The organism is Enterobacter asburiae (assembly GCA_011754535.1).
GTDB classification, from domain to species: Bacteria; Pseudomonadota; Gammaproteobacteria; order Enterobacterales; family Enterobacteriaceae; genus Enterobacter; species Enterobacter cloacae_N.
Map to the genome: position 1 here is coordinate 1,622,283 of JAAQVN010000001.1, position 14,756 is coordinate 1,637,038.

General features: G+C 56.5%; 14 protein-coding genes. 13 read left to right on the forward strand and 1 reads right to left on the reverse strand.

Annotated elements, in window-relative coordinates:
• Positions 1-4: 4 nt before the first annotated feature.
• From gspE to HBM95_07650, 13 genes are all read left to right on the forward strand, one after another.
• Entirely contained in the window at positions 5-1,483 is a 1,479-nt protein-coding gene (gene gspE / locus HBM95_07590) for a type II secretion system ATPase GspE (protein NIH42792.1), read from the forward strand.
• Entirely contained in the window at positions 1,483-2,691 is a 1,209-nt protein-coding gene (gspF, locus tag HBM95_07595) for a type II secretion system inner membrane protein GspF (protein NIH42793.1), read from the forward strand. The genes gspE and gspF overlap by 1 nt, the downstream gene beginning before the upstream one ends.
• A gap of 3 nt (positions 2,692-2,694) precedes the next feature.
• Entirely contained in the window at positions 2,695-3,144 is a 450-nt protein-coding gene (gspG, locus tag HBM95_07600; GenBank protein NIH42794.1) for a type II secretion system major pseudopilin GspG, read from the forward strand.
• The gene (gspH, locus tag HBM95_07605) at positions 3,144-3,629 is read left to right on the forward strand and encodes a type II secretion system minor pseudopilin GspH (protein ID NIH42795.1); all 486 of its coding nucleotides are present in this window, start codon (positions 3,144-3,146) and stop codon (positions 3,627-3,629) included. Before gspG ends, gspH begins: the two co-directional genes overlap by 1 nt.
• Entirely contained in the window at positions 3,622-4,002 is a 381-nt protein-coding gene (gene gspI / locus HBM95_07610; GenBank protein ID NIH42796.1) for a type II secretion system minor pseudopilin GspI, read from the forward strand. The genes gspH and gspI overlap by 8 nt, the downstream gene beginning before the upstream one ends.
• Positions 3,999-4,628, forward strand: coding sequence for a type II secretion system minor pseudopilin GspJ (gspJ, locus tag HBM95_07615; GenBank protein ID NIH42797.1), 630 nt, complete (start codon positions 3,999-4,001; stop codon positions 4,626-4,628). The genes gspI and gspJ overlap by 4 nt, the downstream gene beginning before the upstream one ends.
• Positions 4,625-5,635 carry a type II secretion system minor pseudopilin GspK gene (gspK, locus tag HBM95_07620; GenBank protein ID NIH42798.1) on the forward strand — a complete coding sequence of 337 codons (1,011 nt, stop codon included), beginning with the start codon at positions 4,625-4,627 and terminating at the stop codon, positions 5,633-5,635. The genes gspJ and gspK overlap by 4 nt, the downstream gene beginning before the upstream one ends.
• A gap of 15 nt (positions 5,636-5,650) precedes the next feature.
• Entirely contained in the window at positions 5,651-6,784 is a 1,134-nt protein-coding gene (locus HBM95_07625; GenBank protein NIH42799.1) for a type II secretion system protein GspL, read from the forward strand.
• A complete protein-coding gene (locus HBM95_07630; protein ID NIH42800.1) occupies positions 6,781-7,266 on the forward strand; it encodes a type II secretion system protein M in 486 nt (161 codons plus the stop codon). The genes HBM95_07625 and HBM95_07630 overlap by 4 nt, the downstream gene beginning before the upstream one ends.
• The gene (locus HBM95_07635; protein NIH42801.1) at positions 7,263-8,060 is read left to right on the forward strand and encodes a prepilin peptidase; all 798 of its coding nucleotides are present in this window, start codon (positions 7,263-7,265) and stop codon (positions 8,058-8,060) included. The genes HBM95_07630 and HBM95_07635 overlap by 4 nt, the downstream gene beginning before the upstream one ends.
• Before the next feature lie 255 nt (positions 8,061-8,315).
• Entirely contained in the window at positions 8,316-11,030 is a 2,715-nt protein-coding gene (locus tag HBM95_07640) for a glycoside hydrolase (GenBank protein ID NIH42802.1), read from the forward strand.
• A gap of 108 nt (positions 11,031-11,138) precedes the next feature.
• Entirely contained in the window at positions 11,139-11,579 is a 441-nt protein-coding gene (gene iagB, locus HBM95_07645; protein ID NIH42803.1) for a type III secretion system invasion protein IagB, read from the forward strand.
• A gap of 131 nt (positions 11,580-11,710) precedes the next feature.
• Positions 11,711-13,537, forward strand: a complete 1,827-nt coding sequence (locus HBM95_07650) for a chitinase (GenBank protein ID NIH42804.1) — start codon at positions 11,711-11,713, stop codon at positions 13,535-13,537.
• 144 nt (positions 13,538-13,681) lie between these two features.
• Here HBM95_07650 and HBM95_07655 read toward each other — a convergent pair whose 3' ends face one another.
• Complete coding sequence (locus HBM95_07655; protein ID NIH42805.1) at positions 13,682-14,695, reverse strand: NAD(P)-dependent oxidoreductase; 1,014 nt, start codon at positions 14,693-14,695, stop codon at positions 13,682-13,684.
• Between the last annotated feature and the right edge of the window lie 61 nt (positions 14,696-14,756).

A 14,756-nucleotide genomic window follows, 5' to 3' on the forward strand; every position in this document is an offset into this window, starting at 1 on the left:
CAACGTGGACGAACTGAGTAAAACTCTGTGTAGCAGCAGCTACGCAAAAGATAACGGCGTTTTATTTTATAACAATGACGTCTATATCCGTGATGACACTCCGGCATTTGCACTGCTGGAGGTGCGCCGGGTGCTGGGACGCGCGTTCGTCCCGGTCACCCTGACGCCGGAAGCGTTTGACGAGATGCTGGCCAAAATCTGGCAGCAGAGCAGCGGCGTGTCGCAGCAGCTGGTAGACGACATGGACGCGGACATCGACCTGATGGCGTTAACCGAGGAGATCCCGGACAACGAAGATCTGCTCGATAACGACGAAAACTCGCCGGTGATCCGCCTTATCAACGCCATTCTCGGCGAGGCGGTGAAAGACGGCGCGTCGGATATTCATATCGAAACCTTTGAGCGCACGCTGAGCATTCGCTTCCGCGTCGACGGCGTGCTGCGCCCGGTGCTTCAGCCGGCGCGCAAGCTCGCGCCGCTGCTGGTGTCGCGTATTAAGGTCATGTCGAAGCTGGATATCGCCGAGAAGCGCCTGCCGCAGGATGGCCGTATCTCCCTGCGCATTGGCCGCAAGGCGATTGACGTGCGTGTCTCGACCATTCCGTCCCAGTACGGCGAGCGCGTGGTCATGCGTCTGCTCGATAAAAGCAATCTGAAGCCCGACATCAACAAGCTGGGGCTGATTGATGAAGAGCTGGAGAAGTTAAAGGGGCTGATTGACCGCCCGCACGGCATTATCCTGGTCACCGGGCCGACAGGTTCCGGTAAAAGTACCACCCTGTACGCCATTCTTTCGGCGCTGAACGGTCACGAACGCAACATCCTGACCGTTGAAGACCCGATTGAATACGAGCTGGAAGGGGTGGGGCAGACGCAGGTTAACCCGCGCGTGGACATGACCTTTGCCCGCGGGCTGCGCGCCATTCTGCGTCAGGACCCGGACGTGGTGATGATCGGGGAAATTCGCGACGGTGAAACCGCGCAAATCGCGGTGCAGGCGTCGCTCACCGGTCACCTGGTCATGTCTACGCTGCACACCAACAGCGCCGCAGGGGCGATTACGCGTCTGCGGGATATGGGGCTGGAGTCGTTTTTAATCGGATCATCGTTGCTCGGTGTCATTGCCCAGCGTCTGGTGCGCCGGCTGTGCACGCACTGCCGGACCACCAGTCCGCTGGACGCCAATGAAAAAGCGCTGTTCAGCTTTATGGACGCGCCGCCAAAAGCAATCTATCGCGCGGTGGGCTGTGAACACTGCCGCCAGAGCGGCTATCAGGGCCGGGCCGGTATTCATGAGTTCCTGGTGGTGGACAGCACCATGCGCCGCGCCATTCATGAAGATAAAGACGAAATGTCGATTGAAACGCAGCTTTTTAAGCAGGCCTACAGCCTGCGTGAAAACGGGCTGCTAAAGGTGATTAGCGGCGTGACCTCTCTGGAAGAGGTGATGCGCGTCACCGCCGAGCGTGGGGGGGATGCGTAATGGCCTTCTACGCCTGGACGGCGACGGATGCCGCGGGGAAAACCCAGCGCGGTACGCTGCAGGCCGAGGGGCAAAAGCAGGTTCGCCAGATGCTTCGCGAGCAAAAGCTGATGCCCGTCAGCATCACCGAAACCCGTGAAGCGGCGTCCGCCGGAAAAGCAAAAACCGGGGCAAAGCTCTCAACGCCGGTGCTGTCGATGTTTACCCGCCAGCTTTCCACGTTGGTCAACGCCGCGCTGCCGCTGGAGAGTGCGCTGAAGGCGATCTCTAAGCAGACGGAAGACAAAAAGCTGGCAGCGATGGTGGTGGAGATTCGCGAGAAGGTGGTGGAAGGGCACACGCTGTTTGACGCCTTCAGCCAGTTTCCGCGCACCTTCGACAAGCTCTACTGCACGCTGGTGATGGCCGGTGAAAAGACCGGCCACCTGGGCGACGTGCTGGAGAAGCTGGCGGAGTACAACGAGCAGCGCCAGAAGATGAAGAGCAAGCTGACGCAGGCGATGGTCTACCCGATCACCCTGACCGTGGTGGCCATCGCGGTCATCAGCATTCTGCTGGTGGCGGTGGTGCCGCAGGTGATTGAGCAGTTCACCCACATGAAGCAGCAGCTGCCGATCACTACCCGCACGCTGATTGCGGTGAGCGATTTCCTGCAGGCGTACGGCATCTATATTGTGGGCATCCTGGGGGGCGGCTTTATCGGCTTTAAAACCTGGCTCAGAAATGTCAAAAACCGCTTTCGCTGGAACAGCTGGCTGGTGAACGGTTCGCCGATTAAAAAGCTGGTGTGCGCCATCAACAGCGCCCGCTATATCCGCACCCTGAGCATTCTGCAGGCCAGCAGCGTGCCGCTGCTGGAGGGGATGTATATCGCGATGGACGGTATCGAAAACCTCTACGCCCGGCAGGTGCTGGAGCAGGCGGCGGATACCGTGCGACAGGGGGCATCCCTTTACGCGGCGCTTGAACAGGCGAAATTATTCCCGCCGACCATGCTGTATATGATTGCCTCCGGCGAAGAGAGCGGGGAATTAGGTAATTTAATGGACCGCGCGGCGGAAAACCAGGAATCAGCATTACAGCATCGCATTACATTAACGCTGTCGGTATTTGAACCGGCGCTGGTGGTATCCATGGCAACGATTGTTTTATTCATCGTACTGTCAATATTACAACCGCTTCTGCAACTTAATAATATGGTAGGTTAAATCATGGCTTTAAAACGTAAAAACCTGGCGCGCCAGGCGGGCTTCACGTTGCTCGAATTAATGGTGGTGATTGTTATTCTCGGTGTTCTGGCGAGTATGGTAGTGCCAAACTTAATGGGGAATAAAGAGAAAGCGGACGAACAAAAAGCGACCAGCGATATTGTTGCGCTCGAAGGTTCACTGGATATGTATAAGCTGGATAACCACCGCTATCCGACCACAGAGCAGGGCCTGCAGGCGCTGGTGACCAAGCCTGAAATCGCGCCAATTCCGAACGGCTACCGCGCCGATGGCTATATCCGCCGCCTGCCGCAGGATCCGTGGGGCGGGGATTACATTCTGGTGAGCCCGGGCGAACACGGCGCGGTCGACGTCTTCTCAGCCGGTCCGGACGGTGAAGCGAATACCACCGATGATATTACGAACTGGTCTCTGGACAAGAAAGAGAAATAATGAATAAACAACGCGGCTTTACGTTGCTGGAAATTATTCTGGCGCTGGTGATATTTGCCAGCTGCGCCATGATGGTAGTGTCAACAATACCTTCGCGTAGCGGTGCGGATATATTTGGCCAGCAATTAAAAGCCCTCGTTGATTATGGTTCAGACCGTGCGGTGATGGACGGAAATATCGTCGGGCTGGTGATTACCACCGATAACTATCAGCTGGTGACGCTCGAAGATAAAAATGGCGAACGTCGCTGGGTGCCTTTATCCGCGGGGCGAATTACCACCAAAGGCGATTTCCCGGAGGAGATGCACGTTTCGCTCTCGCCGCAGCGCCTTGCCGCCACGGTAACCTCCGACCCGCAGGTGCTCTTTTTACCGGACGGCGAAATCAGCCGCTTCACGCTGACGCTGCAAAGCTACGACAAACAGCACCATTTCCGCGTGGTGTCGCAAGGCGCGGCCCCGGTATCGGTAGAAAACGATGGCTAACGGCAATAAAAAGCAAAAGGGGATGACGCTGCTGGAGGTAATGGTCGCGCTGGTGATCTTCTCCACCGCCGCGCTGGCGCTGATGAACTCCGTCACCCTGAACGTGCGTTTCACCCACGGTCTGGCCGAAACGCTGCAGGCCGGCTGGGTGGCGGAAAATCAGCTGGCGGAAGCGCAGCTCACGAAAACCGACTTCCCGGACGCCGAGGAGCAGGGGACGGAAATCATGGGCGGGCGCAGCTGGAACTGGCGCAAGCAGCGGGTAAAAACCGCCGACAACGTCTGGGCGAACGCGATTCGCGTCTACGCGGAAGGCGACGACAGCCAGCCGGTTATTGCCCTGCACATCATTCCGCCGGGAGAGAGCAAGTGAAAAAAACGCGACGCCAGCGCGGATTTACCCTGCTGGAGATCATGATTGCCCTGACCATCTTCGCGGTGATCAGCACGCTGGCCTGGCAAATTCTGGACGGCGCGATGCGCACCAGTTCGGCGACGGATGCCAGCGCCGCAAAGCTCAACCAGTTGCAGCGGGCCTGGAATCTGATGGAGCGCGATTTTTATCAGCTTCAGGCGCGCGCGCCGCGTAACGAGCCGGAACTGTTTCGTCAGGAGGGCGATGCCCTTGAGCTGACCACCCTGAACGGGGTGAGTGGAACGGTTCAGCTGGAGCGCGTGCGCTGGCGGCTGGAAGAGGGGCGTCTGTATCGCGACGTCTGGCCGGTGATTGACGGCCCGGCGGACGTTAAACCCGATGAGGTGCCGATTGTCAGCGAGGTGAAATCCCTGCAGTGGCGTTTTTACCGTCAGGGCTGGCAGAAAAGCTGGAGCGACGCGGCGCATCTGCCGGACGGCGTGGAGCTGACGCTGACCATGGAAAACGGCGACACCTGGCGCTGGGTCTTCACGACCCCGGGCGATATGCCCGAAGCGGCTGCGCCCGCCGCTGCGTCTGCGCCGCCACCAGCACCAGCACCAGCACCGGAAGCAAAATCATGAGTGCATTACGTAAACAAAAAGGGGTCGCGCTGCTGGTGGTGCTGATCCTGCTGGTCATGATGTCGGCGCTGGCCGCCAAAATCAGCCAGCAGTTCTGCCGCAACCTGCAGAAAACCCATTACCAGGTGAGCCAGCAGCAGCTGCGCTGGGCGATGCAGGCGCAGGAAAAGGTGGTGAAAGACCGCCTGCAGGCCGACGCCAGCGGTGAAAACAAGGCCCTGAACCTTGACGGCGACTGGCATCAGCCGCTGGAAACCCGGGGCGAAGATTACACGGTGGTCAGCCAGGTGGAAGACGCGCAGGACTGCTTTAACGTCAACAACCTGCTGGCCGCAGAGAAAATACCGCAGGGGCAAAACGCGCCCGCGGTGCCGGAAAAACCGCGTAACGAGCAGATTGTTGAACAGATCCTGACGGAAAGCGGCATCAGTCACGCTACGGCGGAAGAGGTGTATCAACAGCTGGTGGACTATCTCGATGGCGACGCGACGACGGCCAAAGACGGTGCAGAGAGCGATGCCTGGGCCGGCGTCGTGCCTGCCCGCCAGCCCGCAAACCAGATGATGCGCACCATTGCTGAGATCAAACAGCTGCCCGCGTTCCCGGCAGCGGCATACCCGAAGGTGAGCAAGCTGCTCTGCGCGCTGCCGGACTCTGCCAGCAAAGTGGATGTGAATACCCTGAAACCGGAGCAGGCCGCCTTACTGGCCGCCCTGTTCCCCGGAAAATTAACGGTAGATGACGCCGTTCGCCTGATTGATTCGCGTCCAGAAACCGGCTGGGAAAATATGGAAACCTTCAGTAAGGCGCTGGAGCAGACCTTCCCGCAGTTGAAAGACGATCTCCCACAGGTGGCTGAGCTTCTCTCCATCAGCAGCCGGTATTTCCGGGTGAACTATACCGGCAATACCGATGAATTAACGCTTCGCGTGGTTAGCCAGCTTCAGGTCAATAACGAAGCCGGTGAGATCGTGACGTGGCAACGTCGTTACCGAATGATTGAATAAGAAAAGTAGATCGCTATGAAACAGGTACTTTTTGTTCGTCCCGATAACCGCGAGGGCGGGAAAATTATGGGGTGTGTCTCCGGCAGCCAGCAGGTTGAGACGCTGGAGAGCCTGGACGCGCTGGCGGACCATCCACTGGCGTCCCGTGTTTGTCTGCTGCTGCCCGCCAGCAGCATGATCTTCCGTCATTTTACGCTGCCGAAAAAAGTCGCCTCTCAGGCGACGGCGTTCTCCTGGATGGCGGAAGAGACGCTGATTGGCGACGTGGATAATCTCCACTGGACGGTGCTGAACAAAAAAGGTGCCGAAGTGGATGCGGTGGCGATAGACGCCGATCTGCTGCGCGGGTGGTTAAACCGCTGTCAGGAGGCGGGGTTAAAGGTGATTCAGGTGCTGCCGGATGCCTGGCTGCTGCCCGTGACGGCTGGCGGAAGTACCCTCGTCTCCCTGGATGACAGCTACTGGCTGCGTTTATCACCGCATATTGCCAGTGAGATGGAAGCGAGCCTGCTGCCGCTTCTGATGCAGAAGGCCGGAGAGGGGGAGGTGTGCTGCTACGGTGAAGCGCCTGCCGGCGTCGCGGTCGACATCGCCCAGCCCTGGCAGCATCCGCTGGTGCTGATCCAGCCCCAGTGGCAAGCCTGCCGCGTCACGCTCCTGCACGGCGAATTCAGCGCGAAAGCGGGCTCGGGGAAAGCCTCGAAGGGCATCAAAGCGGCAGTTGCCGCGGCGGGTCTGCTCTCTCTCGGCCTGTTGCTGGGCCCGCGCGTCGCCATGGCCTGGATGCTGGTGCAGCAGGAAAATCAGATTCAGCAGGAGATCCTGCAGGTTTATCAGCACCATTTTCCGAGCATGCGCCAGCAGACCAATATCAAATATCACTTTGGTCAAAACATGAAAAAGCAGAGCAAAGGGGTGTTTCTGCAGCTGGAAGATCTGGAGAAAGCCAGGCAGGCCGTACCCGCGCTGGAGATCACGCTGCTCGAATACGATGCTCAGCAAAACACGCTAACGCTGAGCGCCAGTTCGCAAAGCCAATCCGCGTTGCAGACGTTTGTAAACCAGGCGGGGGAATATTTTGATTTCACCTTACAGCCTGTTTCGACCTCTGCTCCTTATACCGCCATGATCGCAGGGAAATATAAATGAAAGAGCGAATCACGCAGCTTAAGTCTCGTTACCAGAATTACAGTGCCAGGGAAAAAATTATTCTGAAAATATGTGCCGTCGCGATAGCGGGGGCAGTTATTTATTACGCGGGAATGGTTCCGCTGGATAATATGATTCAGAACAGTAAGGCCACGCTGAGCAGACAAAAAGAGACGCTGAACTGGATGCGCAGTGAAATAGATAAAAACCATCTTCAGGTCCAGATTGTCAAAACGGATAATCCGCGCACGGTGGTGGAGAACAGCGCCCAGGAAATTCATCTGCCTCTGACAGACGTGCGTCAGGATGGGCAAACCTTATCGTTCGTGGTCAGTCGCGTAAATGTCTATGAATTAAAGAGCTGGCTGCGGGAAATAAACCAGACCTCCGGCGTCAGGCTGCAGAAAATGAACCTCACGCCGGTCGACCACCTCAGCGATGTGAAAGCGGAAGTCCAGCTCACCTGGAGCAAAAAGGCATGAACACGTTCGCGCTGATGCGGGACGTATACCCGGTGGGGTTCCCGGTAATGAGTGCGATCTTCGGCAGTATTATCGAGAGCTTTCTTGGGGTGGTTGCCGAACGCGTGCCGGGCATGGTGATGCAGGAGGAGGGGGGCGGTAATCTGCTCTTTCCGGCCTCGCACTGCCCGGTGTGCCAGCACAGCCTGACCGCCTGGGAGAATATCCCGCTGGTCAGCTGGCTTGTATTACGCGGGCGCTGCCGCCAGTGCAGAACGGCTATCCCCTTGCGGCTATTTTTAATCGAACTTTTTTCCGCACTGTTTTGCGGCATCACCGCCTGGTGTATGCCAGACATCCTGTCCCTTTTCGCCCTGTGGCTGCTGGCCGCTTTTTTGCTGCCCCTGGCAATGATTGACTGGCGGCATCAGCTCCTGCCGGATTGTCTGACGCAGCCTCTGCTGTGGGCAGGATTATTGTTCCATGCGTTTGACCACCAGATGCCGCTGCGCGATGCGCTGTTCGGTGCGGTCGCGGGCTATCTCTCCCTCTGGCTGCTCTACTGGGCATTCCGTCTGATTACCGGGCGGGAAGGGCTGGGATATGGCGATTTTAAACTGCTGGCGGCCCTGGGCGCCTGGTGCGGCTGGCAGGCGCTGCCTTCAATTGAACTCGCGGCAGCGTTGAGCGGTATTGTGGGTTATTTCACATTAAATAATTTAAATAAAAATAACCTCACTATTTCTTTCGGACCGTATCTCTCATTTGCTGGAATAGTGGTGTTTATTGGACAGCAGTTTGCTTTCATATTTTAAATATACAGGTCAAGTTTTTTTATAAATTTTTTTGACGGTGGAAGAGAAGGACGCCTCTTTGCGCTCAGTGTATCGTAAAGGATATAAGCTACACGGAATTTGGGCTTGTATCTTTTTATGGAGGAATACAACGCAGCAAAACGTTTTTTGTCACGGTTTTCAGGTTGGTTAAATACGCATTACGCGAAGAGATCCCATGCTCTCAAGGAAGACATGGATTATTAACGTTACGAATAAATTTATCAGGAAATAAAAATGAAATTTATGAAGCCTAAATATCTGGCGCTCTTTATTGCGGCGGCAACCAGCTCCGCATTTGCAGCGGCACCAGGCGCACCGACGATCGGCTATGGCAATGACAAATTTGCCCTGGTGGAAATCGATCAGACCGCTCAGGATTATAACAATCTGGTCAAAGTGCATAACGATGGCGTGGATGTAAAAGTGGAGTGGAACGTCTGGAGTGGCGATGCGCCAACCTCAGCTAAAGTTCTGCTGGACGGACAGACCGTATGGACCGGTGCAGGCGGCGCGACAGGCTCTGCAACGTTCAAGGTGAAGAAGGGCGGACGCTATCAGGAACAGGTTGAAGTCTGTAACACCAGCGGCTGTGCGAAAAGCGCCAGCAAGCTGATTATCGTTGCGGATACCGACGGTAGCCACCTGCTGCCGCTGAATGCGCCACTGCAGGAGAACAACAAAGCCTTTGCGAAACACACTGACAAAGTGGTTGCCGCCTACTTCCCGGAATGGGGCGTTTACGATCGTAACTTCCCGGTAGATAAAATTCCTGCGGCTAACCTCAACCACATTCTGTACGGCTTCATTCCAATCTGTGGCGGTGACGGTATCAACGACGGCCTGAAAACCATCGAAGGCGGCAACAGCTTCCGCGTGCTTCAGAACGACTGTAAAGGCCGTCCTGACTTCACCGTGGCGATCCACGACCCATGGGCTGCGATTCAAAAATCTCAGGCTGGCGTTTCCAACTGGGATGACCCGTACAAAGGTAACTTTGGCCAGCTGATGGCGCTGAAAAAAGCGCATCCGGACCTGAAAGTGCTGCCATCCATCGGTGGCTGGACGCTCTCCGATCCGTTCTTCCACATGGGCGACCCGGCAATCCGTGCCCGCTTCGTCTCCTCTGTTAAAGAGTTCCTGCAGACCTGGAAATTCTTTGACGGTGTGGATATTGACTGGGAATTCCCTGGCGGCGGCGGTGTGAGCGAAACGCTGGGCAACCCGCAGCAGGATAAAGCGACCTATACCGCGCTGATGCATGACCTGCGCACCATGCTGAACGAGCTGTCTGCTCAGACTGGCCGTACCTATGAACTGACCAGCGCCATCGGTGCCGGCCGCGATAAGATTGAAGACGTGGATTACACTGCGGCTCAGCAGTACCTCGACCACATCTTCCTGATGAGCTACGACTTCTACGGCGGCTGGAGCAACACCGTTCTGGGCCACCAGGCTGCACTGCGTGCGCCAGCATGGCGTCCTGACACCGATTACACCACTGAAAACGGCGTAAATGCGCTGCTTTCCCAGGGTGTACAGCCAGGCAAGATCGTGGTGGGTGCGGGCATGTATGGCCGTGGCTGGACCGGCGTGCATGGCTACACCGGTAACAATCCGTTCACCGGTACCGCAACCGGTATGGTGAAAGGCACCTGGGAACCAGGCGTGGTTGACTATCGTCAGATCGTCAACGAATACAAAGGCAAACCGGGCTGGGAATACGGCTACGATGCTGACGCGGAAGCGCCTTACATCTTTAACAAAACCACCGGCGATCTGATCACGTATGAAGATGCGCGCTCAACGACGGCGAAAGGTAAGTATGTTCTGGCGAATAAACTGGGCGGTCTGTTTGCATGGTCTATCGACTCTGATACCGGCGACATTCTGAACGCGATGAACGAAAGCCTGCTGGGCGGTGATTCTACTCCGGTTAACCCGGTCGTCACTAACCACGCGCCAATCGCGTCATCAGCGGATCAGAACGTATCTGGCCCGGCAACCGTCACGCTTGATGGTTCTGCTTCCAGCGATCCGGACGGCGATGCGATCACCTACAAATGGACCCAGGTTTCTGGCCCATCTGTAACCATCGCTAACAGCACCAAAGCGAAAGCAACCTTCAACGTTGCAGCAGCGACCACCGACCAGACCATGACGTTCCGCCTGACGGTAACGGATGCAAAAGGTCTGAGCAACGCGATTGATGTGCAGGTTGTGAACAAAGCGCCGAAAGCGAACCAGGCACCCGTTGTCAACCAGATGGAAGCGGTAACGCTGCAGGCAGGGGAAACCTATTCTCTGCATGCACAGGCTGCGGATCCAGACGGTGATGCGCTGACCTACGTCTGGAGCGTTCCAGCGGACATGCACGCTACCGGTACTGATACCGCTAACGTGAGCATCACTGCGCCAGACGTTGCTTCTACATCGACTTACACCCTGAGCGTGGTTGTCGGCGATGGTAAAACCAGCGTGCAGTCTAACGTGCAGGTGACTGTGAATCCGAAACCGGCTGACGTAACGCCACCGGCTGATGAGGTGACCCCACCAGCTGACGACGTGACCCCTCCGGCTGATGACGTGACTCCGCCATCTGACGAGGGCACGGCAACCGGCAGCTGCGACGCGCCTGTTGATGCTAACGCCAGCAAGCATGCCGCGTGGGATGCCAGCAAAATCTACAACAATGGCGATACCGTCAGCTTCGACCATCTGGTGTGGAAAGCGAAGTACTGGACGCAGGGCAACCAGCCTGGCTTCGGTGTGGACGCATGGGAACTGGTCAGCGACGTGAAGATGAACTGGCGTTCTGACCTGGTCTACAACGGCGGTGATACCACCACCTACGAGGGCAACGTTTACCGTGCCAAATGGTGGACTCGCGGTGATAACCCGGCTAACAGCGATGTATGGGTGAAAGAAGGTCCTTCAACAGACTGCAAATAATATAGCCCGATAAACACTCACCATCCCCGTGAGGGATGGTGAGTGATTCAAAATTCATTTTACAGGATGTTGCTAAGGAGAAATCACTGACGCTTACAGCAGGTAAAAATGAAAAAGGTAATATTGTTGTTATTAATAATAAGCCAAAGCGCACTGGCAAATTGTTGGGACAGAGCAGCGCACTATTATCATGTCGATCCGTATTTATTGTATGCCATAGCCAATGTTGAATCCGGTATGAATCCGTATGCGGTTGGGCAAAATCATGACGGCACGCGTGATGTCGGGCTGATGCAAATTAACAGTACACATTTTACGGAGCTGGAAAGCAGAGGCATTGACGAATATCGGCTGATGACCGAACCCTGTACCTCCATCATGGTCGGCGCCTCCATCCTTTCAGGGATGATCAAGGTGTACGGCTATAACTGGGAAGCGGTAGGTGCCTATAACGCCGGTTTAAAAAAAGAGAATTATCCGCAGCGAATGAAATATGCGCATAAGGTCTGGAAAAAATATCAACAATTGAAATTAGCGGCGCAATATTAAGGTTTTTTATTTTTGAAGAATTCCCGAGGGTGTTCTTCGAAAAGTGAAAACAGCTGTCTGTGGTTTATTTATTAACGGATTAATACATAAGCCGGGATTTAACTTTAACTTCAATTAACAGGAATACTGAAATGAATAAAAGGACGTTACTGAGTGTACTCGTTGCCGGCGCATGCGTAGCACCGTTTATGGCGCAGGCTGCCTCGCTGCAGGCGACCACCAGTGAACCATACACCATGAAAGCCAGCGATCTGGCGAAGAAAGAGAAGGAATTGACGGATTTCCCGCTGATGGCCTCCGTTAAAGAGACCATCAAGACTCTGGACAACGCTCAGGTTGAACTGATTGAACCAGGCCGCGCGGCGAACCCGGAAAACGTGAAGCGCGTGGAAGGGATTGTGAAAGCCAGCGACTGGGAATACCTGTTCCCGCTGCGTGCTCAGGCATACACCTACAGCAATTTCTTGAAAGCGGTAGGTAAATTCCCGGCGCTGTGTAAGACCTACAACGACGGCCGTGACAGCGACGCGATCTGCCGCAAAGAGCTGGCAACCATGTTTGCTCACTTTGCCCAGGAAACCGGCGGTCACGAAAGCTGGCGTCCGGAAGCCGAATGGCGTCAGGCGCTGGTGCACGTGCGTGAAATGGGCTGGAGCGAAGGCCAGAAGGGCGGCTATAACGGTGAATGCGATCCGAATGTCTGGCAGGGTCAGACCTGGCCGTGCGGTAAAGACAAAGACGGCGACTTCCTGAGCTACTTCGGCCGCGGTGCGAAGCAGCTGTCCTACAACTACAACTACGGTCCATTCTCTGAAGCGATGTACGGCGACGTGCGTACGCTGCTCGACAAACCTGAGCTGGTGGCGGACACCTGGCTGAACCTGGCGAGTGCGATCTTCTTCTTCGCCTACCCGCAGCCGCCAAAACCAAGCATGCTGCAGGTTATCGACGGCACGTGGCAGCCGAACGATCACGATAAAGCCAACGGTCTGGTCCCAGGCTTCGGCGTGACCACCCAGATCATCAACGGCGGCGTAGAGTGCGGCGGCCCGACTGAAATTGCCCAGTCTCAGAACCGTATCAAGTACTACAAAGAGTTCGCGAACTACCTGAAAGTGCCCGTTCCGGCCAATGAAGTGCTGGGCTGCGCCAACATGAAGCAGTTCGACGAATACGGTGCCGGTGCCCTGAAGATTTACTGGGAACAGGACTGGGGATGGAGCCCGGATACACCGACGGGTTCAACCTATGCGTGCCAGCTGGTGGGCTACCAGACGCCGTTCAGCGCCTTTAAAGACGGTGACTACACCAAGTGCGTGCAGAAGTTCTATAACGTCAACATCGTAAACGATGACGGCTCTGCCGTAACGCCGGACGAAACCCCGGTAACGCCAACGCCTTCCGAAGATGAAACGCCGGCACCAGCACCAGCGCCGACGCCGGATGAAACTCCGGCAGAGCCTGTAGTGGCAAACCATGCACCGGTTGCGCATATTGCGGGTCCAATCGGGGCTGTTGAGGCGGGCGCACAGGTCTCTCTGAGCGCGGAAGGTTCTACCGATGCAGACGGCAACAAGCTGACCTACACCTGGCGCTCTCAGGACGGCCAGACCGTGACCGGCGAAGACAAAGCGGTAGTGACCTTCACTGCACCTGAGTCCGCAACGGCGCAGCAGATTGAAGTGAGCCTGACTGTCAGCGACGGCGAGCTGAGCAGCACCACCTCATATCTGCTGAACGTGAAGGCGAAAGCGACCCCGTCTCAGGACGAAGGCACTTCCGGCTCTTACCCGGCGTGGAGCGCGAACAGCAAGTACAACGCAGGTGATATCGTGAACAACCACGGTAAACTGTTCCAGTGCAAACCGTTCCCGTACAGCGGCTGGTGTAACAACGCCCCGGCATACTATGAACCAGGCGCAGGTCTGGCATGGTCTGATGCCTGGACGGCATTATAAACAGCAAACGGCAACCGAAAGGTTGCCGTTTTAGTATTTGCACCCTCTCCCGGTGGGAGAGGGCCGGGGTGAGGGCATCAGGCCGCACACTCTGTCTTTTGCCGGGTGGCGCTGCGCTTACCCGGCCTACATGAGGCTGGAGGCTTACCGGTGCAACTTCCCGTGATCCCGTAACCATGCCGCCGTGCGCATAATGCCTTCATCCAGCGTCACTATCGGCTTATACCCCAGCTCGTTCTCCGCCCGCGAAATATCCAGCGTAAAATCAAAGTTGAGCTTCGATACCCCATAGTGCGTCAGCGCAGGCTCTTTGGCGGATTTACTGCCAAAACGCTCCATGCTGCGGGCGATCATGTCCAGCATCGGGTAGGGCACGGAACGGATACGGCAGTCGATCTGCAGTTCATCAATCAGCCGCTGCACAATACTGCGCAGCGTACAGGGTTCGCCGTTGGTGATGTTATACGCGCGCCCGGAAATCAGCTTGTCGCAGTCTGGCTGGCTCGCCAGCCACATGGCGTGGACGGCATTTTCGTAATAGGTCATATCCACCAGCGCATCGCCGCCGCGCGGCAGCAGCACGCTGCCGTAGTGGTGCATCATCTGCGCCAGACGCGGAATAAACACCTTGTCGTGCGGCCCAAACAGGCTCTGCGGGCGCAGGACCGTAAAACGGGTGTGCGGGTTTGACTGGGCCAGCAGGTCGATCACCTCTTCGCTGGCCGCTTTACTGCGGGCAAACTCACAGGCAAAGCGAGCAGGACGGAAATCCTCCTGCACGTCGCGATGGTGGTGATAGTCGAAATAGAGCGACGGAGAGGAGATATGGATAAAGTTACGCACGCCCCAGGCGACGGCCCATTCGCCCAGACGACGCGTGGCGCGCACGTTGGCGAGATCGAAGGCTTCCTGGGTTCCCCACGGGGAGGTAAAACTGGAGCAGTGCCACAGCGTGTCGATACCGGCGAGCATCACCTTCGCCTGCGAGGAGACCAGCTCCGTCAGGTCGGCATGGACGAACTCCGCGCCCATTTTTTGCAGCAGTTTACCCATCGCTTCGTTGCGACCGGTGGCCCTGACGCTGATGCCCTTGTTGCGCAGAAATTCGACCGCATTTCGGCCTAAGCCGCTGGTCGCCCCGGTAACCAGTACCTTCATATCAATCCACTGTGTTGAAAAGAATTTCGTGCGCATTCTTTCGTGAATTACGATGTGTTGC